19 protein-coding genes are annotated in these 20,148 nt (G+C 75.6%); all 19 read left to right on the forward strand.

Features of this window, described 5'->3' with window-relative positions:
- Positions 1–33 precede the first annotated feature (33 nt).
- The 19 genes from dacB to ACFU5J_RS09295 all read left to right on the forward strand — a co-directional run bounded on the left by dacB (position 34) and on the right by ACFU5J_RS09295 (position 20,143).
- The gene (dacB, locus tag ACFU5J_RS09205) at positions 34–1,479 is read left to right on the forward strand and encodes a D-alanyl-D-alanine carboxypeptidase/D-alanyl-D-alanine-endopeptidase (RefSeq protein WP_430578591.1); all 1,446 of its coding nucleotides are present in this window, start codon (positions 34–36) and stop codon (positions 1,477–1,479) included.
- 28 nt (positions 1,480–1,507) lie between these two features.
- Positions 1,508–2,617 carry a zinc-dependent metalloprotease gene (locus ACFU5J_RS09210; protein ID WP_430578533.1) on the forward strand — a complete coding sequence of 370 codons (1,110 nt, stop codon included), beginning with the start codon at positions 1,508–1,510 and terminating at the stop codon, positions 2,615–2,617.
- A gap of 18 nt (positions 2,618–2,635) precedes the next feature.
- Positions 2,636–3,763 (forward strand): tRNA lysidine(34) synthetase TilS, encoded by a 1,128-nt coding sequence (tilS, locus tag ACFU5J_RS09215; RefSeq protein WP_430578534.1) that lies wholly within the window; start codon positions 2,636–2,638, stop codon positions 3,761–3,763.
- Positions 3,764–3,765: 2 nt separating this feature from the next.
- A complete protein-coding gene (gene hpt, locus ACFU5J_RS09220; protein ID WP_380318475.1) occupies positions 3,766–4,317 on the forward strand; it encodes a hypoxanthine phosphoribosyltransferase in 552 nt (183 codons plus the stop codon).
- A 113-nt stretch (positions 4,318–4,430) separates the two neighbouring features.
- A complete protein-coding gene (ftsH, locus tag ACFU5J_RS09225) occupies positions 4,431–6,500 on the forward strand; it encodes an ATP-dependent zinc metalloprotease FtsH (RefSeq protein ID WP_430576666.1) in 2,070 nt (689 codons plus the stop codon).
- A gap of 23 nt (positions 6,501–6,523) precedes the next feature.
- Positions 6,524–7,111, forward strand: a complete 588-nt coding sequence (gene folE, locus ACFU5J_RS09230) for a GTP cyclohydrolase I FolE (protein ID WP_430576972.1) — start codon at positions 6,524–6,526, stop codon at positions 7,109–7,111.
- 7 nt (positions 7,112–7,118) lie between these two features.
- Positions 7,119–8,093 (forward strand): dihydropteroate synthase, encoded by a 975-nt coding sequence (gene folP, locus ACFU5J_RS09235; RefSeq protein ID WP_430576665.1) that lies wholly within the window; start codon positions 7,119–7,121, stop codon positions 8,091–8,093.
- Positions 8,090–10,006, forward strand: coding sequence for a 2-amino-4-hydroxy-6-hydroxymethyldihydropteridine diphosphokinase (gene folK, locus ACFU5J_RS09240; protein ID WP_430578535.1), 1,917 nt, complete (start codon positions 8,090–8,092; stop codon positions 10,004–10,006). The genes folP and folK overlap by 4 nt, the downstream gene beginning before the upstream one ends.
- 1 nt (position 10,007) lies before the next feature.
- Positions 10,008–10,496 (forward strand): DUF3180 domain-containing protein, encoded by a 489-nt coding sequence (locus ACFU5J_RS09245; RefSeq protein ID WP_430576664.1) that lies wholly within the window; start codon positions 10,008–10,010, stop codon positions 10,494–10,496.
- A 116-nt stretch (positions 10,497–10,612) separates the two neighbouring features.
- Positions 10,613–11,137 carry a PH domain-containing protein gene (locus ACFU5J_RS09250; protein ID WP_430578536.1) on the forward strand — a complete coding sequence of 175 codons (525 nt, stop codon included), beginning with the start codon at positions 10,613–10,615 and terminating at the stop codon, positions 11,135–11,137.
- Positions 11,134–12,783 carry a PH domain-containing protein gene (locus ACFU5J_RS09255; protein ID WP_430578537.1) on the forward strand — a complete coding sequence of 550 codons (1,650 nt, stop codon included), beginning with the start codon at positions 11,134–11,136 and terminating at the stop codon, positions 12,781–12,783. The genes ACFU5J_RS09250 and ACFU5J_RS09255 overlap by 4 nt, the downstream gene beginning before the upstream one ends.
- Positions 12,780–13,766: a Rossmann-like and DUF2520 domain-containing protein gene (locus ACFU5J_RS09260; RefSeq protein WP_430576661.1), complete on the forward strand. Its 987-nt coding sequence runs from the start codon at positions 12,780–12,782 to the stop codon at positions 13,764–13,766. The genes ACFU5J_RS09255 and ACFU5J_RS09260 overlap by 4 nt, the downstream gene beginning before the upstream one ends.
- Positions 13,763–14,704 carry a pantoate--beta-alanine ligase gene (panC, locus tag ACFU5J_RS09265; RefSeq protein ID WP_430578538.1) on the forward strand — a complete coding sequence of 314 codons (942 nt, stop codon included), beginning with the start codon at positions 13,763–13,765 and terminating at the stop codon, positions 14,702–14,704. The genes ACFU5J_RS09260 and panC overlap by 4 nt, the downstream gene beginning before the upstream one ends.
- Before the next feature lie 34 nt (positions 14,705–14,738).
- A complete protein-coding gene (gene panD / locus ACFU5J_RS09270) occupies positions 14,739–15,152 on the forward strand; it encodes an aspartate 1-decarboxylase (RefSeq protein ID WP_430576970.1) in 414 nt (137 codons plus the stop codon).
- 49 nt (positions 15,153–15,201) lie between these two features.
- Complete coding sequence (locus ACFU5J_RS09275) at positions 15,202–16,896, forward strand: L-aspartate oxidase (protein WP_430578539.1); 1,695 nt, start codon at positions 15,202–15,204, stop codon at positions 16,894–16,896.
- Between the two features lie 91 nt (positions 16,897–16,987).
- On the forward strand, positions 16,988–17,923 hold the full coding sequence (gene nadC / locus ACFU5J_RS09280) for a carboxylating nicotinate-nucleotide diphosphorylase (protein WP_430578592.1): 936 nt from the start codon (positions 16,988–16,990) through the stop codon (positions 17,921–17,923).
- Positions 17,924–17,958: 35 nt separating this feature from the next.
- On the forward strand, positions 17,959–19,497 hold the full coding sequence (gene lysS / locus ACFU5J_RS09285; RefSeq protein WP_430578540.1) for a lysine--tRNA ligase: 1,539 nt from the start codon (positions 17,959–17,961) through the stop codon (positions 19,495–19,497).
- A 14-nt stretch (positions 19,498–19,511) separates the two neighbouring features.
- Complete coding sequence (locus ACFU5J_RS09290; RefSeq protein WP_430576657.1) at positions 19,512–19,703, forward strand: hypothetical protein; 192 nt, start codon at positions 19,512–19,514, stop codon at positions 19,701–19,703.
- A 104-nt stretch (positions 19,704–19,807) separates the two neighbouring features.
- The gene (locus tag ACFU5J_RS09295) at positions 19,808–20,143 is read left to right on the forward strand and encodes an Lsr2 family protein (protein ID WP_430576656.1); all 336 of its coding nucleotides are present in this window, start codon (positions 19,808–19,810) and stop codon (positions 20,141–20,143) included.
- The last annotated feature ends 5 nt before the right edge of the window (positions 20,144–20,148 follow it).

Consider the following 20,148-nt stretch of genomic DNA (forward strand, 5'->3'; position numbering starts at 1 on the left):
CACGGAGCGCGCCACGGGATCCGGGCTGTGACGATGCTCACGGACATCTCACCGGTGCAGGAGGGCGACATGGGGTGGCGGGCCAGCGTCGGCGCCACCGTCACGACCGTGGTCGTGCTCTTCGGCGGGTACCTCGTGGCGGACGCCTACGACGTCGTGCCCGGCCTGCTCACCACCTCGCCGGCGCCCGCGCCGGCCTCACCGTTCCCCTCGGCGCCCGGCGCCACCGAGGGCCCCGCGCCGGAGCGCTCGCTGCCCGACCTGCCCGACGACGCCGCCGAGCCCACGCAGGCCGCGGTCGGCAAGCTCGTCACCGGGCTGCGGAAGGACGACCGGCTCGGCAAGCGGGTCGGCGTGATCGTCACGGACGCGGCCACCGGCACGACGCTCGGCTCGAACGCCCCCGACCGCCCGGTGGCGCCGGCCTCCACGCAGAAGCTGTTCACGGCGGTCGCCGCCATGGCGGGACCCGGCGGTGACACCACGCTGCCCACCACCGTCGTGCTCGACGGCGACTCCCACCTCGTGCTCGTGGGCGGCGGGGACATGATGCTGGCCGCCGGTGCCGGCCACCCCGACGAGGTGAACGGGCGCGCGGGCCTCGGCGACCTGGCGGCCCAGGTGGCGACGCAGGTGGGGCTCACCGGCGCGGACGTGACCCTCAGCCTCGACGACACGCTCTTCTCCGGCCCGGCCGTGCCCGCCAAGGTGCCCGCCGAGGACGTGACCCTCGGGTACACGGCCCCGGTCGCGGCGCTCGCGGTGGACGTCGCGCGCACCACCGACGAGGAGTACGCCCCGCGGGAGAAGGACCCCGCGATGGCGGCCGCGAACACGTTCGCGAAGGCGCTCGAGAAGCGCGGCGTCACCGTGCGGGGCAGCGTGGACCGCGACACCGCGCCGTCGTCCGCGCGGGAGGTCGGGCGCGTCGAGTCGGCGCCGCTGCGCGACGTCGTCGGCGACATGCTGCGCCGGTCGGACAACACCATCACGGAGGTCGTCGGGCGGATCGTCGCCATCGACGCCGGCATGCCCGGCACCGGGTCGAGCGCCGTCCGCGCCGTGACCGCGGGCGTCGAGGACCTCGGCGTCGACATGGACGGCGCCACCCTGCACGACCTCTCCGGGCTGGCCCGCGGCTCGAGGGCCACGCCCCGCCAGCTCGCCGACACCCTGCGGCTCGCCGTCGACCCCGACCACCCGGAGCTCCGCGACGTCGCGGACGGGCTCGCCGTGGCCGGCCTCAACGGCACCCTGCACGACCGCTACCCGAAGGGGAACCCCGGGCGCGGCTACGTCACCGGCAAGACCGGCAGCCTGCCGAACGTCACCGGCCTCGCGGGGACCGTCGTGACCACCGACGACCGGATGCTCCTCTTCGTCACCCTCGCCGACAAGGTGCCCGACGGCGGCACGTACGGCGCCCGGGTGATCTTCGACGGCTTCGCGGGCGACCTCGCGGACTGCGGCTGCCGGTAGGCGCCCCGGATCTGGTTACCGTGGTGCCGTGACCACGCCCGCCCCCGCCGCCGAGCCCCTGCTGGACTGGACGGCGGCGGCGCAGATCGCCGCCCGGGTCGCCCGGCCGGGCGCGACGGCGCCGCGCGACGAGCTCGACGAGCTCGTCGCCGGCCTGCGCGCCGCCGCGGGCGACGCCGTCGGGCACGTCCTGGACGTCACGGGGATGACGCCCGCGACCCCGGTCCCCGCCGGGGGCGGGCTGGGCGAGGTGCTCGTCGTCGACCGAGCGGGGTGGACCCGCGCCAACACGCAGTCGATGCGTGCGATGACGGACCCCGTGATGGCGGCCGTCGCGGCCGACGTGCCGCCCGCCTCCGCCGCCGCCCGGCTCGCCGGTGCCGCCGAGGTCGGGGGGCTGCTGGCGCTGCTGTCGGGGCGGGTGCTCGGCCAGTTCGACCCGTACGGCGCGCGCGCCGCCGCCGGCCCCGGGGCCAACGGCCGCCTCCTGCTCGTGGCGCCCAACGTGCTGCAGGTGGAGCGGTCGCTCTCGCTGCGACCGCGCGACTTCCGGCTCTGGGTGTGCCTGCACGAGCAGACCCACGCCCTCCAGTTCGCCACCGCCCCCTGGCTCGCCGACCACCTCGTGGGGCGGGTGGGCGACCTCATGAGCGGGGTCACCCGCAGCTCCGTCGCGATGGCGCGCGCGCCGCTGCGGGAGAAGGTGGCCGTCGTCGGGCGCACCGTGCTGCGCGCCGTGCGCGGCGAGCTCGTCACCCCGCTCGACGGGATCCTCGGCCCCGAGCAGCGGGCCGAGCTGGAGGAGATCACCGCGGTCATGGCCCTCCTGGAGGGGCACGCCGACGTGATGATGGACGCCGTCGGGCCGCGCGTCGTGCGCTCCGTGCGCACCATCCGCGCGCGCTTCGAGAAGCGGCGCGACGGCGAGGGCGCCCCCGCGCTCGACGTCGTCCTGCGCCGCGTGCTCGGCATGGACGCCAAGCTCGCCCAGTACCGCGACGGCGCGGCGTTCGTGCGCGCCGTCGAGGAGCGGGTCGGCCGCGACGGGCTCAACGCCGTCTGGTCCGAGCCCGGGCACCTGCCGTCCGCCCGCGAGATCGCCGACCCGCGCGCCTGGGTGCGGCGCGTGCACGGCTGAGGCCGGGGCGGGGAAGGCGTGGCCCGCGTCGACCCGGCGCTCGCGGCGGCCCGCGCCGCCGTCCGCGCGGAGCTGAGCGACCTCGCGCTCGGCGCGGGCGACCTGGTGCTGGTCGCGTGCTCCGGCGGGGCGGACAGCCTCGCGCTGGCGGCCGCGACCGTCGTCGAGGCCCGGCGGGTGGGCCGCTCCGTGCGGGCGCCGGGGTTCGTGGTGCGCGCGGGCGCGGTCGTCGTGGACCACGGCATGCAGGCCGGGTCCGACGTCGTCGCGGCGACGGCGGCCGCCCGCTGCCGCGAGCTCGGCCTGGACCCCGTGCTGGTGCGCCGCGTGCGCGTGGACGACGCCCCCGGGTCCGGCGGTCCGGAGGGTGCCGCCCGCGCCGCCCGGTTCGCCGCGCTCGACGCCGCGGCCGACGAGACCGGCGCCGCCGCCGTCCTGCTGGGCCACACCCAGGACGACCAGGCCGAGTCCGTGCTGCTCGGCCTGGCGCGGGGGAGCGGTGCGCGGTCGCTGGCGGGCATGCCGCGACGCCGCGGGCGGTACGTCCGGCCGTTCCTCGGGCTGCGGCGCGCGCAGACCGAGGCCGTGTGCGCCGCCGCCGGGCTGGCGTTCTGGACCGACCCGACCAACGTGCTCCCGGGCGCCGGGGAGCCGGTCGACGCCCCCGCCGGCGGCGCGGTGCCCGCCCGCACGCGGGTGCGCGGCGCCGTCGTCCCCGCGCTGGAGGACGCCCTCGGGCCGGGGGTCGTGCCCGCCCTCGCCCGCACCGCGGACCAGCTGCGCGACGACGCCGACGCGCTCGACGCCCTGGCCGCCGACCTGCTCGCCACGGCGACCGTGCCCGACGACCGGCCGGCCGGGGTCGCGCTCGACGCCGACGCGCTCGCCGCGGCTCCGGCGGCGCTGCGGCGACGGGCGCTGCGGTCGGCCGCGCTGGCCGTGGGCTGCGCGCCCGGGGCGACGACGGCGCGGCACGTGGACGCCCTCGACGCGCTCGTCGTCTCGTGGCGTGGGCAGGGCGCCGTCCACCTGCCGGGCGACGCTCGTGCCCTCCGCGCGTGTGGCAGGCTCTACCTGCGACCCGCCGAGCCCAGCCCGGTCCGGACGGCGCGCCCCCCAGCCCCAACCCGTTCCCTCGAGGAGTGACCGTGGACCAGTCGGACGTCTCAGGCGACCTCGCCAACATCTTGCTCACCGAGGAGCAGATCGGCACCAAGCTCGACGAGATCGCCGCGCAGATCGACGCCGACTACGCCGGCAAGGACCTGCTCCTGGTCGGCGTGCTCAAGGGCGCCGTCATGGTGATGGCGGACCTGGCCCGCCGCCTGCACCACCCGGTGCACATGGACTGGATGGCGGTGTCCTCCTACGGCTCGGGCACCAAGTCGTCGGGCGTGGTGCGCATCCTCAAGGACCTCGACGCCGACCTCACCGGCCGCAACGTGCTCATCGTCGAGGACGTCATCGACTCGGGCCTCACGCTCTCCTGGCTCGTCGCGAACCTGCGCTCCCGCGGGCCGGAGTCGGTGGAGATCGCGGCGATGCTGCGCAAGCCCGACGCCGCGAAGGTCGACGTCGACGTGCGCTACGTCGGTTTCGACATCCCCAACGAGTTCGTCGTGGGCTACGGCCTCGACTACGCCGAGAAGTACCGCAACCTGCCGTTCGTCGGCACCCTCGCGCCGCACGTCTACAGCTGACGGGCGCCGTCGCGCCCTGGGCGAACACCCACGGTTCGTCCACACTCGGCGTGTAGCGTCGTGAACCACACGTTGCCCGACGGAAGGGAAGCGGGGCACCGACCCCGTCGCCGATGAACATCAAGAAGATCCTGAGCGGCCCGATCATCTGGATCGTGGTCGGCCTCGTGCTCGTCTCGCTGGCCTTCAGCGCGTTCAGCACCGACCGGGTGTCGCGGATCGAGACCTCTCAGGGGCTCGAGCTGCTCGCCGGCGACACGGTGGACCACGCACTCGTCGTCGACGGGGAGCAGCGCGTCGAGCTCGAGCTGAGCAAGAAGTACGTCACCGACCAGGGGTCGAAGGAAGAGCAGGACCACGGCACGAAGGTCGAGTTCTTCTACGTCCAGCCGCAGGGCGACGAGGTGGCCACCGCGGTCCGGACCGCGGACCTCAAGGACGGGTTCGACTCCCAGGTGCCGCAGCCGAGCTTCTGGAGCTCGATGCTGGGCTTCCTCATCCCGTTCCTCATCATCGGCGTGGTCTTCTGGTTCATCCTGTCGCGGATGCAGGGCGGCGGGCGCAACGGCGTCATGGGCTTCGGCAAGTCCAAGGCCAAGCTCATCAGCAAGGACATGCCGCAGGTGACGTTCGCCGACGTGGCGGGCGTGGACGAGGCGGTCGAGGAGCTCCAGGAGATCAAGGAGTTCCTCGAGGACCCGGCCAAGTTCCAGGCCGTCGGCGCCAAGATCCCCAAGGGCGTGCTGCTGTACGGCCCGCCCGGCACCGGCAAGACCCTGCTCGCCCGCGCGGTCGCCGGCGAGGCCGGGGTGCCGTTCTACTCGATCTCCGGCTCGGACTTCGTCGAGATGTTCGTCGGCGTCGGCGCGTCCCGCGTCCGCGACCTGTTCGAGCAGGCGAAGAACAACGCGCCGGCGATCATCTTCGTCGACGAGATCGACGCCGTCGGCCGCCACCGCGGCGCCGGCATGGGCGGCGGTCACGACGAGCGCGAGCAGACGCTGAACCAGATGCTCGTCGAGATGGACGGCTTCGACGTCAAGACGAACGTCATCCTCATCGCGGCGACCAACCGCCCCGACATCCTCGACCCGGCGCTGCTGCGCCCGGGCCGCTTCGACCGTCAGGTCGCCGTCGAGGCGCCGGACCTCAAGGGCCGCGAGCACATCCTCACCGTGCACGCGCAGGGCAAGCCGATGGTCGACACGATCGACCTCGCCGCCGTCGCGCGCCGCACCCCGGGCTTCACGGGCGCCGACCTGGCGAACGTCCTCAACGAGGCCGCGCTGCTCACCGCCCGCAGCGGCGCCCAGCTCATCGACGACCGCGCGCTGGACGAGGCGATCGACCGCGTCATCGCCGGGCCGCAGAAGCGCACCCGCGTGATGAAGGTCAAGGAGCAGAAGATCACCGCCTACCACGAGGGCGGGCACGCCCTGGTCGCGGCGGCGATGCGCTACACGGACCCCGTCACGAAGGTGACGATCCTGCCCCGCGGCCGCGCCCTCGGCTACACGATGGTCATGCCGATGGAGGACAAGTACTCCACCACCCGCAACGAGCTGCTCGACCAGCTCGCGTACGCGATGGGCGGCCGCGTGGCCGAGGAGATCGTCTTCCACGACCCGACCACCGGCGCCAGCAACGACATCGAGAAGGCCACGGCGACCGCCCGCAAGATGGTCACCGAGTACGGCATGAGCGAGAAGGTCGGCGCCATCAAGCTCGGCAACGGCTCGGGCGAGCCGTTCCTTGGTCGCGACATGGGCCACCAGCGGGACTACTCCGAGGCCGTCGCCGGCACCGTGGACCACGAGGTGCGCAAGCTCGTCGAGGCCGCGCACGACGAGGCGTGGGAGGTGCTCACCCAGTACCGCGACGTGCTCGACGACCTGGTGCTGCGCCTGCTCGAGAAGGAGACGCTCAACCAGGCCGAGCTGGCGGAGATCTTCGCGCCCGTGGTCAAGCGCGAGCCGCGCGACGTCTGGCTGTCCAGCGAGCAGCGCACCGTGCAGACGCGCGGCCCGATCATGACCGACGGCGAGCGCGCCGCGGCCAACGGCAACGGGCACGTCGTGCCGCAGGACGAGGCGGCCATCGTGGGCAACGAGGGCGACCTGCAGGAGGCCGGCCCGGGCGTCGGCACCGACAGCGAGCCCCCGGCAGCGGGGGAGAACCGGTGACCGACCCGGTGACGGACCTGGGCATGCGCGCGGCCGCGGACGTGCCCCCGTACGACTCCGTGCGGGCCGAGGCCGCCGTCCGCGAGCTGCTGCTCGCGGTCGGCGAGGACCCGGACCGCGAGGGCCTGCGGGAGACGCCCGCCCGCGTGGCGCGCGCCTACCAGGAGATCTTCGCGGGCCTGCGCCAGGAGCCCGAGGACGTGCTGACCACCACCTTCGACCTCGGTCACGAGGAGATGGTGCTGGTGCGCGACATCGAGGTGTACTCGACGTGCGAGCACCACCTGGTGCCGTTCCACGGCGTCGCCCACGTGGGCTACATCCCCAGCACGGACGGCCGGATCACGGGCCTGTCGAAGCTGGCGCGGCTCGTCGAGGTCTACGCCCGGCGCCCGCAGGTGCAGGAGCGCCTGACGACGCAGGTCGCGGACGCGATGGTGCGCATCCTCGAGCCGCGCGGCGTCCTGGTCGTCGTGGAGTGCGAGCACCTGTGCATGTCGATGCGCGGCGTGCGCAAGCCGGGCTCCCGCACGGTCACGTCGGCCGTGCGCGGCATCATGCAGAACCCGGCGACGCGCGCCGAGGCCATGAGCCTCATCGCGGGGCGGTGACACCCGGATGACGGTGCACCCGCGCGACGCGCTCGTCGCGGGGCTCCCGGAGCTGTCCGGGGTCGGTCGGTGCCTCGTCATGGGCGTCGTGAACATCACGCCCGACTCGTTCTCCGACGGCGGCGAGTGGTTCGAGCCGGACGCCGGCGTGCAGCACGGCCTCGACCTGCTGGCCGAGGGCGCGGAGATCCTCGACGTCGGCGGCGAGTCCACCAGGCCGGGCTCCGCCCGCGTGGACGAGGCCGAGGAGCTGCGCCGCGTGCTCCCGGTGATCGAGCGGCTCGCGGCGCACGGCGCCGTGGTGTCGGTCGACACGACGCGGTCCGCGGTCGCCGAGCGTGCGGTCGCCGCGGGCGCGCGGCTCGTCAACGACGTCTCGGGCGGCCTCGCCGACCCGCGGATGGGCCACGTCGTGGCCGACACGGGCGTCGCGTACGTCGCGATGCACTGGCGCGGCCACGCGGACGTCATGGACAGCCTCGAGGTGTACGACGACGTCGTCGCCGAGGTGCGCGACGAGCTCGCGCAGCGCATGGACGCCCTGCTCGCCGTGGGCGTCGCCGCCGAGCAGGTGGTGCTCGACCCGGGCCTCGGCTTCTCGAAGGCCGGCGCCCTGAACTGGCCGATCCTGTCCCACCTGGACGCGCTGCACTCGCTCGGGCGCCCGGTGCTCGTCGGCGCCTCGCGCAAGAGGTTCCTGGGGCACCTGCTCGAGGGGACCCGCGGACTGCCGGACGACCGGCCCGCGCCGCCGCTCGAGCGCGACCACGCCACCGCCGCCGTCTCCGCGCTGTCCGCCGCCGCGGGCGCGTGGGCCGTGCGCGTCCACGCCGCCCGGGCCAGCGCGGACGCGGTCCGCGTCGCGGACGCCTGGACGGCGGCGTCCCTCGACGTGGAGGATGCCGGGATGACCGCACCGGCACACCGCACCGAAGCCGTGGGCGGGCCCCGTACCGCCGCCGATGAGGAGGGCCTCTCGTGACCTTCGCAGCAGCCGTTCCCGGACCGGACGGACAGCCGCTCGACCAGATCCGCCTCGCCGGCGTCACGGCGACCGGGCACCACGGCGTCCTCGCGCACGAGCGCGCCGAGGGACAGGTCTTCAGCGCCGACGTCGTGCTGCACCTGGACACCCGGGAGGCCGCGTCGTCGGACGACCTCGGGCGCACGGTGAGCTACGCCGACGTCGCGCAGGACGTGCACGACGTGCTCGCCGGGTCCCCGGCGGACCTCGTGGAGACCGTCGCCGAGCGGATCGCCGCCGTCGTCCTCGCCCGCCCGGCCGTGCAGGCCGTGGACGTGCGCGTGCACAAGCCGCAGGCGCCCATCCCCGTGCCGTTCGACGACGTCGCGATCGTGGTCCGCCGCGACCGGTCGCGCCCGCCCGTGGTGCCCGCCGCGACGCCGGGCGAGCCCGTCGAGGCCGCCCCGGCGTTCCCGGCAGCGGCGTTCGCCGACGCGCCGCCGGAGCCCGAGCCGGCCCCGCCCGCGCCCGTCGCGGCGCCCGTCGCCGTCGCGGCGGCCGCCGCGCCCGAGCCCGAGGTCGCGCCGACGCCCGCCGGGGACCCGCTGGACACCACCCCGGCCGAGCCCGTGGAGGCCGTGCTGGCCCTCGGCGCCAACCTGGGCGACGCGCAGGTCACCCTCCGCCAGGCGGTGACCGACGTCGACCGGCTCCCCGGCGTGCAGGTCATGGAGGTCTCGCCCCTGGCGCGCACGGCCGCCGTCGGCGGCCCGGAGCAGCCGGACTACCTCAACGCCGTCCTCGTCGTGCGGACCACGCTCTCGCCGCGGGACCTGCTGCGCAGCACCCAGCAGGTGGAGGCGCAGCACGGCCGCGTCCGCGAGGAGCGCTGGGGCCCGCGCACCCTCGACGTCGACATCGTCCAGTACGGGTCGCTCGTCGCGAACGGACCCGACCTCGAGCTGCCGCACCCGCGCGCCCAGGAGCGCGCGTTCGTGCTGGTGCCGTGGGCCGAGGTCGCGCCCGAGGCGCTGCTCGGCGGCCCGGGCGGTGGCCCCGTCGGCCAGCTCGCGGTGACCGCCCCCGACCGGGCCGGCATCCGCTGGCTCGCGCTCGACTGGCTGACCGGGCCCACGCAGAGCACCGGCCAGGTCTCCGCCGGGTCGGACCCCGCACCGTCCTCGCCCGTGCCGCAGTCGGAGCCGGCGCCGCAGGAGCAGGCCTCCGGCGCGTACCCGGCGCAGGCCTACCCCGGCGAGCAGCACGGGGTGGAGCCGTACGCCGCCGAGCAGCCCGGCGCGCCCGTCGCGGAGCCGCCGTCGGAGCCCTACGCCGAGCCGTACGCCGCGCCCCCCGTCGCCGAGCCGGAGCCGCACGCCGAGCCTCGGCGGGACGACCCGCACGGTGGCCCGCGCGACGCCTACGACGCCTACGGGCCCGACGCCTACGGTGACCCGGCGCAGCCGCTCACGCCGCGGCCGTTCGCCGCCGTCACGCCGGTCGGGCACGACGCCGGACCGCACGCGCCGGTGCCCTCCCCGCCCGCGCCGTCGGGCCCGGCGCCGTACCTGCCGGTGCAGTCGGGTCTCGTCCCGTCCGCGCCCGCGGCGCCCGCACCGCCGGTCGCGTCGTCGTTCGCGCCGCCCGCCGCGCCGGAGGCGGCCGTCCCCGAGGCGTTCGCACCCGAGCCGTTCGCACCCGAGCCGTTCGCGCCGGTCGCGTACGTGCCCGAGCAGTTCGTGCCGGACCGCACGACGCCGCAGCCCGCCGCCCCGGGCCCGGTACGGCACGAGCCGGTGCCGCCGGCGCCGGCCCCTGCCCCGGGTGTCGCCGCCAACCCGCCGGCGCTGCCGGACCCGTTCGCGCCGCTGCCGGACGCGCACCCCGGCCCGGCCCTCTCGCAGGAGCGGTACGGGGAGGACGACCGCTGAGATGCGTCGCACCTCGGTCCGCCTGCTCGCGGCCGTCTTCGCCGTCGTGGCGGTGGGCGGCGCCGGGCTGCTGCGGCTGCTCGAGTCGCGGGGCGTCTACCTGCCCACCGTCGCGTGGGTGGAGGACGTCGCGATGCTCGCGCTCGCCGGCGCCATCTTCTGGGCCGGCTGGGCCGTGCGCGCGTACCAGAAGGGCGACCGGCCGGACCTCGACCCGCTGCGTGCCGCGCGCACGTTCGTCCTGGCCAAGGCCGGGGCGCTGACGGGCGCGCTGCTCGCCGGGCGGTACGTCGCGAGCGTGCTCGTGGTCCTCGGGCAGCTGCACATCGAGGCGCGCCGGGACCAGGCGATCGCCTCCGCGATCGCCGCCGCGTGCGCGGTCGTGCTCTGCGTGGTCGGGCTCGTCGTGGAGAAGTTCTGCCAGCTCCCGCCGTCGGACGACGCCGACGGCGGGGACACGGAGGAGCACGCCGACCCCCTCCCGTCCTGACGACGGGACCCCGCCGGGAGGAGGGGCGCCGTCCGACCTCCGTCGGACCCGCGGGCGTCACGGTCCAGCCGGACGGACGATGTGGCCGGGCCCGCCGTGGATGGAAGGATGGAGCCATGACGAGCACCCCCGCGGGCGCGGACCACCCGGCCGTGCGCAACTCCGGTCCCTTCGACCCGCCGGACGTCGCCTGGCAGAGCGTGTCGCCGCGGCTGGTCCCGGCGCGGCTCATCTCGATCTCGGTGACGCTGGGCGTGCCCCTCGTGGCGGGCGTCGTCCTGGCCGTCCTCGTCTCGCCGTGGTTCTGGCTGCTGGCCGGGGTGCCGGCCGCGCTGCTGCTGTGGGCGGTGCTCCTCGTGCCCCGGCAGGTCCGCGCGATCGGGTACGCCGAGCGGGACGACGACCTGCTGATCCGCAAGGGCATCATGTTCCGCTCGCTCGTCGTCGTGCCCTACGGCCGCATGCAGTACGTGGACGTGGAGGCCGGGCCGCTGGACCGCAAGCTGGGGATCGCGAAGGTGCAGCTGCACACCGCGTCGGCCGGCACCGACGCCGACATCCCGGGCCTGGTGCCCGACGAGGCGGAGCGGCTGCGCGACCGGCTGACCGCTCGGGGCGAGGCGAGGCTGGCGGGCCTGTGAGCACCCCGACCCCCGGCGCGACGCCGGGCCCGACCTCGGGTCCGACGCCCGGCCCGACTCCGGCACCCGCCCCCGACCCTGCCGCGGGCGCGCCGTCCGCGCGCCACGACCTGACCTGGCGCCGCGTGCACCCGGTCACGCCGTTCGTGCGCGGCTGGGCGGCCGTCGTCGCGATCCTCGTCATCGGGGGCCAGCAGGTCCTCGACGACGTCGCCAACGCGGTCAAGGCCGCCGGCGAGATCCGCGGCCTGTGGTGGATGGTGCTGCTCGGCCTCGTCGTGGTGGCCGCGATCATCTTCGGCTACGCCGCGCTCGCCTGGCGCATGACGGCGTACGCGGTGGACGACGACGTCGTGCACCTGCGCAAGGGCATCCTGTTCCGGCAGCAGCGGCACGCGCGGCTGGACCGGCTGCAGGCGATCGACGTGCGCCAGCCGCTGCTCGCGCGCCTGTTCGGACTGGCCGAGCTGCGGCTCGAGGTGGCCGGCGGCTCGGACTCGGGCGTGGCGATCGGCTTCCTCAAGGAGGCGGACGCGCAGCACCTGCGCGCGGACCTGCTGGCCCGCGCCGCGGGCGTCAAGGCCGCCCACCGCGCCGGGGCGCCGGCCGGCGGGGTGCGCCCCGCGCCGGACGACGCCGCCGCGGTCGCCGCGCCCGCCGACCTGGCCGACGGGCGGCCCGCCGGGGCGGGGCCCGTGCCCGACCCGGTGCCGGACCAGGGGGAGGCGGACGACGTCGCCCCGGAGGCGCCCGAGCGTCAGGTCTACGAGGTACCGCCCACGCGGCTGCTGCTGTCGCTGCTGCGGATGCCCGGACTGTGGTTCGCGGTGCTCGTGCTGGTCGGCGTGGGCGTGGCGGTGTTCGTGACCCGCGAGGTCAGCATCCTGTTCTCGGCGCTGCCCGCCATCCTGGGCGTCGGCGGGTACATCTTCCAGCGCTTCGCCGGGGAGTTCGGCTTCCGCGCGGCGCTGTCGCCCGACGGGATCCGCCTGCGCCACGGCCTGCTGGAGACCCGCGCGCAGACCATCCCGCCGGGCCGCGTGCAGGCCGTGTCGCTCACGCAGGGCCCGCTGTGGCGCGGGCCGGACTGGTGGCGCGTCAAGGTCAACGTGGCCGGCTACGGCGGCGGCGAGGGCCAGCAGGGGGAGCAGCAGCACGTGCTGCTGCCGGTCGGCCCCCGCGAGGAGGCCCTCACCGCGCTCTGGCTGGTGCTGCCCGACCTCCAGGTCGCGGACCCCGACGACACGCTCGCCCTGCTCGACGAGGCCCTCACCGGCGACGCCCGCACCGACCGCTGGTTCGTCACCAGCCCGAAGCGGGCCCGGCTGCTCGACCCGTGGAGCTGGCGCCGCAACGGGTACGCCGTGACGGGCCGCGCGCTCCTGGCGCGCGGCGGCCGGTTCGTGCGCCGCCTCGAGGTGGTGCCGCACGAGCGCACCCAGTCCCTCGGGCTCGAGCAGGGGCCGTGGCAGCGCCGGCGCCGCCTGGCGTCGTTCGCGCTGCACTCCACGCCCGGCCCCATCAGCCCGGTCGTCTACCACCTCGCCGAGGACGAGGCCGCCCGGCTCCTCGACGAGCAGTCCGTGCGCGCCCGGGAGGCCCGCGCCCACGCGGGTCCCGAGCGCTGGATGGAGGGCCCGCGGTGAGCGTCGCCGACGACCGCCCGACCCCGCCGTCGGCGCGGCCGGGCCGCCTGGGGGTGGGCGTCGTGGGCGCCGGCCGCGTCGGCGCCGTGCTGGGCAGCGCCCTGCGGGCGGCGGGTCACACCGTCGTCGGGGCGAGCGGCGTCAGCGAGGAGTCGCGCGAGCGGATCGCGACGCTGCTGCCCGGCGTGCCGCACCTGGAGGTCCAGGAGGTCGTGGAGCGCGCCGAGCTCGTGCTGCTCGCGGTGCCCGACGACGCGCTGGCGGACGTCGTGGGCGGGCTCGCGGCGCTCGGCGCCTGGCAGCCCGGGCAGCTCGTCGTGCACACGTCCGGCCGGTACGGCGCGGCCGTGCTCGACCCGGCCCGACGCGCCGGCGCGATCCCGGTGGCGCTGCACCCCGCGATGACGTTCACGGGGACCTCGCTGGACCTGCACCGGCTGGAGGGCTGCACGTTCGCCGTCACGGCGCCGGCGGCGGTCCAGCCGATCGGCCAGGCGCTCGTCGTCGAGGTCGGCGGGGAGCCCGTGATCGTCGCGGAGGAGGCGCGAGGGCTGTACCACGCGGCCCTCGCGCACGGCGCGAACCACCTGGTCGTCCTCGTCGCGCAGGCGGCGCAGGCGCTCGAGGCGGCCGGCGTCGAGCAGCCCGGCCGCGCCCTGGCGCCGCTGCTGTCGGCCGCGCTCGACGGCGCGACCCGCGCCGCGGACGTGCGCGACGGCGCCGGTGCGGTCTCCGCGCTCACCGGGCCCGTGTCGCGGGGCGACGTCGGCACCGTGCGCACGCACCTCGACGTGCTGCGGGAGCTGGCGGCGCGGACCGGCGCCACCGACGTCCCCGCGTCGTACACCGAGCTGGCCCGCGGCGCCACGAGCCGCGCGCTCGCCGCCCACCGCATCGGCGACGGCGCGGCCCGCGAGCTGCTCGACGCCCTCGCGCCGCCCGCGGCGCACCACCCCGACGACCCGTCCGAGGAGCCACGATGAGCGCAGAGACCCCCACCACCGCGGCGCCCGCCGTCGTGCGCACCCGGCCGGAGCTGCACGACGCCCTCACCGCGTGGACCCTGTCGGGGCCGGAGCCCACGGACCGGCGGGCCGTCGTCATGACGATGGGCGCGCTCCACGACGGCCACCTGCAGCTCGTGCGGCAGGCGCGCGAGGCGGCCGGGCCGACGGGGCAGGTCGTGGTGACGATCTTCGTCAACCCGCTGCAGTTCGGCGCCGGCGAGGACCTGGACCGGTACCCGCGCGACCTGGACGGCGACCTCGCGAAGCTGGCGAGCGTGGGCGCGGACCTGGTGTTCGCGCCCACGCCGGACGTCGTCTACCCCGACGGGGACCCGATCGTGCGCGTCGCGGCCGGGCACGTCGGCGAGGTGCTGGAGGGCGAGTCGCGCCCCGGCCACCTGGACGGCGTGCTCACCGTGGTGCTGAAGCTCATGCACCTGGTGCGCCCCGACGTGGCCGTGTTCGGGGAGAAGGACGCCCAGCAGCTGCTGGCCGTGCGCCGCATGGTGCGGGACCTGGACGTGGACGTCGAGGTCCTCGGCGTGCCGATCGTGCGCGACCCGGACGGTCTCGCGATGTCCTCGCGCAACGCCTACCTGTCCGACGACGAGCGGGCCGCCGCGCTGACGCTGTCCCGGGCGCTGCGGGCCGGTGCGGACGCGGCCGGCGAGGGCCCGGAGGCCGTCCGCGCGGCGGCGTCGGGAATCCTCGAGGCGGGGGCCGGTGTTGAGGTGGATTACCTGGCACTCGTCGACCCGACTACCGTGGACCCGGTGCTCGCGGACTTCCGCGGCTCCGCCCTCCTCCTCGTGGCGGCGCGTGTCGGCGCCACCCGACTGATCGACAACCAGGCCGTGGACCTCGCTGGCGGCCCCGCCACCAGCGCGAGTCCACAGGAGAACCCCAGTGACTGAGCACGCGAACCGCCCCGCCTCCCTGCAGCGGCCGATGATGATCGGCAAGATCCATCGCGCCACCGTGACGCAGGCGGACCTGCACTACGTCGGCTCGATCACGATCGACGCCGACCTGCTCGACGCCGCGGACCTGTACCCCGGCCAGCAGGTCGACGTGGTCGACGTCACCAACGGCGCCCGCCTCACGACGTACGTCATCCCGGGCGAGCGCGGCGGCCGCCAGGTCAGCATCAACGGCGCGGCCGCGCACCTCGTGCACCCGGGGGACACCGTCATCGTCATCGCGTACGGGATGCTCTCGGACGCCGACGCGCGGACCTACTCCCCGGCGGTCGTCTTCGTCGACCCGGAGAACCGGGTCGTCGAGCTCGACGACGACCCGGGCCAGGTGCCGGACGGCTTCGGGCTGGAGTCCAGCGGCGTGCCCTTCGCGGCCGTCCGGTGACGGCGGCGCGGACCCCCGACCGCAGCCCCGACGGCCCGGTGACGACCCGGTGAACGGGCCGCGGCTGGCCCGCGCGCTCGTCGCCCCGGCCCCCGGCTGGACCATCACCGCCGACGCGGTCGTCGTCGGCACCGGCATCGCGGGCCTGACGGCGGCGCTGGAGCTGCGCTCCCGCGTGCCGCGCGTGCTGCTGGTCACCAAGGGCGCGCTGTCCTCCGGGTCCACGGTGTGGGCGCAGGGCGGCATCGCGGCGGCCCTGCACCCCGACGACACCCCCGACGCCCACCTCACGGACACCCTCGCCGCCGGCGGCGGCCTGAGCGACCCCGAGGCGGTGCGGGTGCTCGTCACCGAGGGCCCGGACCGCGTGCGCGAGCTCGTGGCCCGCGGCACGTCGTTCGACGTGGGCCCGGACGGCGAGATCGCCCTCACCCGGGAGGGCGGCCACCGCGCCGACCGGATCGTGCACGCGGGCGGCGACGCCACCGGCGCGGAGATCTCCCGCGCCCTCGTGGCGCAGATCGAGGCCGTGCGCGACGACCCCGGCATCGAGGTGCTGGAGAACGCGCTGGTGCTCGACGTGCTCACCGGCGCCCCCGGCCCCGACGGCCGCCGGCCCGCCGCGGGCGTCACGCTGCACGTGCGCGGCGCGGGCAGCCGCGACGGGGTGGGCGCCGCGCTGGCGCCGGTGGTCGTGCTGGCCACGGGCGGCATCGGGCAGGTCTTCCGCTCGTCGACCAACCCGCCCGGCGCCACGGGCGACGGCATCGCCGCCGCGCTCCGCGCGGGCGCCACGGTGGGCGACCTCGAGTTCGTGCAGTTCCACCCGACCGTGCTGTGGCAGGGGCTCGGCGCCAAGGGCCAGCAGCCGCTCATCAGCGAGGCCGTCCGCGGCGAGGGGGCGCTGCTGCTCGACGTCGACGGCTACCGCTTCATGCCCCGCGAGCACGAGCTGGCCGAGCTGGCGCCGCGGGACGTCGTCGCGCACGCCATCGTGCGGCGCATGGCGGCCACGAACGCCGACCACGTGCTGCTGGATGCCCGGCACCTCGGGGCCGGGTTCCTCCGGCGCCGGTTCCCGACCATCACCTCGCGGCTGCTGGCCCAGGGCATCGACTGGACCGAGGAGCCCGTCCCCGTCGCGCCCGCGCAGCACTACCACTCGGGCGGCGTCGTGACGGACGTGCGCGGCCGCACCTCCGTGCCCGGCCTGTACGCCGTCGGCGAGGTGGCGTGCACGGGCGTGCACGGCGCCAACCGGCTCGCGTCCAACTCGCTGCTGGAGGGGCTGGTCTTCGCGCACCGCGCCGCCCGCGACGTCGCCCAGCGGGTCGAGGACGGCGAGCTGCGCTCGGCCCCGGACCCCGAGGAGCGCCCCGGCGGGTCGGCCCTCGTGGCCGCCGCGGCCCGCTCGCGCGTGCAGCGCGCGACCTCCGAGGGAGCGGGCCCGGTGCGGTCCGCCGAGTCGCTCGAGCGCGCCGCCGGCCTCCTCGACGCCGTCCGGACCGACGCGCACCGCGCCGACGGCGTCGTCGCCGACCCCCAGGTCGCCGAGTGGGAGACCACCACCGTGCACCAGGTCGCCAGCGCCCTCGTGCACGCCGCCTGGGTGCGCACCGAGTCCCGGGGCGGGCACTTCCGCACCGACTTCCCCGCGCCGGACCCGGCCTGGCAGCGTCGGGTCGTCCTGGCCCTCGACGACGACGGCGCCCTCCGCGAGGCGGCCCCCGTCCCCGCGAGGTAGCGCCGCACCGGGCGAGACGGTGCGGGTAGCGTTGCGACGCGTGACCGACCTGCGCCCCGACCTGAACCGCCCCGACCCGAACCACGCCGACGTGGACGGTGCCGGCCCGCCCGTGCACGACCAGGCCTCCGCCGTCGAGCCCGGTCTGGACGCGGCGTGGGTGGCCCGCGTCGTCGAGGTGGCCCTGGACGAGGACCTCGGCGCGGCGCCCGGTCGCGACGTCACGACGCAGGCCACGGTGCCGGCGTCGGCCACGGGGACGGCGGACCTCGTCGCCCGGGCGGCGGGCACGGTCGCGGGGCTGGTCGTGGTGGCGGAGGTGCTGACGCAGGTCGCCGGCCGCCTGGGCCTGCCGGCCCCCACCGTGACGTTCCACGCGCAGGACGGCGACGCCGTCGAGCGCGGCCGGGTGCTCGCGGCGCTCGCGGGCCCGGTGCAGGTGCTGCTCGTCGCGGAGCGGACGCTGCTGAACCTCGCGTCGCGCGCGTCGGGCGTCGCGACGGCGACGGCGGCGTGGTCGCGCGAGCTCGCGGGCACGGGCGCGCAGGTGCTCGACACCCGCAAGACGACGCCCGGCCTGCGCGCGCTGGAGAAGTACGCGGTCCGCGCTGGCGGCGGCACCAACAAGCGGATGGGCCTGTACGACGTCGCGATGGTCAAGGACAACCACGTGGTGGCCGCCGGCTCCGTGCGCGGCGCGATCGACGCGGTGCGGGGCGCGTTCCCCGACGTGCTGGTCCAGGTCGAGGCGGACACCACCGCCCAGGCGCTGGAGGCGCTGGACGCCGGCGCGGACTTCCTGCTGCTCGACAACATGCCGACGCCCGTGCTCGCCGAGACCGTGACCGCGGTCCGCGCGCGGCAGGGACGTGCCGGCGTCCCGGCGCACGTGGAGCTCGAGGCCACGGGCAACCTGACCCTCGACCGCGCGCGCGAGGTGGCGTCGACCGGCGTCGACTACCTGTCCGTGGGCGGGCTCACGCACTCGGCGCCGATCCTCGACCTCGCCCTCGACCTCCGCCCCTGATCCCGGCACCCGACGATCGCTCGTAGAATCTCCGGGTGACCTCCCCGCAGAACCCCGCCTCCGCCGCGCCCGCCGACGACCCCGCCGCGGGCACGGACGACCTCCCGGAGCAGATGCGCGTGCGCCGGGAGAAGCGCGACCGGCTGCTGGAGCAGGGCGTCGAGCCCTACCCCGTCGGGCTGCCGGTGTCGCACTCGATCGCTGCAGTGCGCGAGGGCTACGAGCACCTCGAGGCGGGCCAGGAGACGGACGACGTCGTCGGCGTGGCCGGCCGCGTCGTCTTCCTGCGCAACACGGGCAAGCTGTGCTTCGTCACGCTCCAGGACGGCGAGGGGCGGCGCCTGCAGGCGATGCTCAGCCTCAAGGAGGTCGGCGAGGAGTCGCTGGCGTCGTTCAAGTCCGACGTCGACCTGGGCGACCACCTGTTCGTGCACGGGCGCGTGGGCTCGTCGCGCCGCGGCGAGCTCAGCGTGTTCGCCGACTCGTGGCAGCTGGCGGCGAAGGCCCTGCGGCCGCTGCCGGTGCTGCACAAGGACCTGTCCGAGGAGGCCCGCGTCCGCCAGCGGTACGTCGACCTCATCGCGCGCCCCGCGGCCCGCGAGATGGTCCGCACCCGCGCGGGCGTCGTGCGCTCGCTGCGCGACAACTTCCACGGCCGGGGCTTTCTCGAGATCGAGACCCCGATGCTGCAGACCATCGCCTCCGGGGCGTCGGCGCGTCCGTTCATGACGCACATGAATGCCTATGACATCGATCTGTTCCTGCGGATCGCGCCGGAGCTCTTCCTCAAGCGCGCGGTCGTGGGCGGAGTCGAGAAGGTCTTCGAGATCAATCGGAATTTCCGGAACGAGGGCGCGGACTCCACGCACTCTCCCGAGTTCGCGATGCTCGAGGCGTATGAGGCGTACGGCGACTACAACACCATCGGCGCCCTGACGCAGGATCTCGTGCAGCGCGCCGCGCTCGACGTTCTCGGCACCACGGTCGTGACCCTTCCCGACGGTGAGGAGTACGACCTCGGCGGCGAATGGGCGCAGATCACGATGTACGGGTCCCTCTCCGAGGCGATCGGTGAGGAGATCACTCCCGAGACCACGGTGGAGCACCTCACGGAGCTGGCCGAGAAGGCCGAGATCTCGGTCGACCCGAAGAAGGCCAACCACGGCAAGCTGGTCGAGGAGCTGTGGGAGCACCACGTGGGCGACGGGCTCCACGCCCCGACCTTCGTCCGGGACTTCCCGGTGGAGACGTCGCCGCTGGTGCGCGCACACCGCACGGTGCCCGGCCAGGTGGAGAAGTGGGACCTGTACGTGCGCGGGTTCGAGCTGGCCACGGGCTACTCCGAGCTGGTCGACCCGGTGGTGCAGCGCCAGCGCTTCGCGGCCCAGGCGCTGCTCGCCGCGGCGGGCGACGACGAGGCGATGGCCCTCGACGAGGACTTCCTCACCGCGATGGAGCACGCGATGCCGCCGTCGGGCGGGATGGGGATGGGTCTCGACCGTCTCCTCATGGCGCTCACCGGCCTCGGGATCCGCGAGACCATCCTTTTCCCGCTCGTCAAGCCGACGGCCTGAACGAAAGTCATCCCATGGACACCTTTGTCGCCATCTTGAGCGGGCTCGCCCCGTCGGTCGGTGTGGGCCTGCTCTTCTGGCTCGCGATGCGCAAGATTCTGCACGCGGACCGGAACGAGCGGCTCGCCCTCGAGAAGATGGACGCGGAAGAGGCGGCCGCTGCCGCTGCTGCCGCCGCCGTCCCCGCCGAGCAGGAATCCCGCTGAATTCTTGATGTCATTGTCGGGTCGCGTGCGATTCGCATTGACATTCCGGTGACGGAGAAGGCATTGTCGACGATGTCATCTCTTCATGACCGGAAGGCATTCACGTGGTTCAGAAGCAGCAGATCGTCCTGATCGACGATATCGACGGGAGCGACGCGGACGAGACCGTGACGTTCGCCCTCGACGGCGTCTCCTACGAGATCGACCTCACCTCCGCGCACGCCTCCGAGCTCCGCGACGCGTTCGCCACCTGGATCGGGCACGGCCGCAAGACCACGGCACGCCTGGGGGGCGGCACCCGTGCCGCCGCCCGCCGCACCGGCACCGACCGCGCGCAGCTCGCGAAGATCCGCGAGTGGGCCCGCGAGAACGGCCACGAGGTCAGCGACCGGGGCCGCATCTCGGCCACGGTGATGGCCGCCTACGAGGCCGCGCACTGACCTCG

The sequence above is a fragment of the Isoptericola sp. NPDC057559 genome, from assembly GCF_042801555.1.
Classification (GTDB): Bacteria; Actinomycetota; Actinomycetes; order Actinomycetales; family Cellulomonadaceae; genus Isoptericola.

Bases quoted from the DNA above. Each gene is read 5' to 3' on its own strand.
- ACFU5J_RS09245 (WP_430576664.1), top strand. From the start codon at position 10,008: ATGCGTCGCACCTCGGTCCGCCTGCTCGCGGCCGTCTTCGCCGTCGTG.
- folE (WP_430576972.1), top strand. From the start codon at position 6,524: ATGCGCGCGGCCGCGGACGTGCCCCCGTACGACTCCGTGCGGGCCGAG.
- ftsH (WP_430576666.1), top strand. From the start codon at position 4,431: ATGAACATCAAGAAGATCCTGAGCGGCCCGATCATCTGGATCGTGGTC.
- dacB (WP_430578591.1), top strand. From the start codon at position 34: ATGCTCACGGACATCTCACCGGTGCAGGAGGGCGACATGGGGTGGCGG.
- folP (WP_430576665.1), top strand. From the start codon at position 7,119: ATGACGGTGCACCCGCGCGACGCGCTCGTCGCGGGGCTCCCGGAGCTG.
- panC (WP_430578538.1), top strand. From the start codon at position 13,763: ATGAGCGCAGAGACCCCCACCACCGCGGCGCCCGCCGTCGTGCGCACC.
- panD (WP_430576970.1), top strand. From the start codon at position 14,739: ATGATGATCGGCAAGATCCATCGCGCCACCGTGACGCAGGCGGACCTG.
- ACFU5J_RS09250 (WP_430578536.1), top strand. From the start codon at position 10,613: ATGACGAGCACCCCCGCGGGCGCGGACCACCCGGCCGTGCGCAACTCC.
- ACFU5J_RS09290 (WP_430576657.1), top strand. From the start codon at position 19,512: ATGGACACCTTTGTCGCCATCTTGAGCGGGCTCGCCCCGTCGGTCGGT.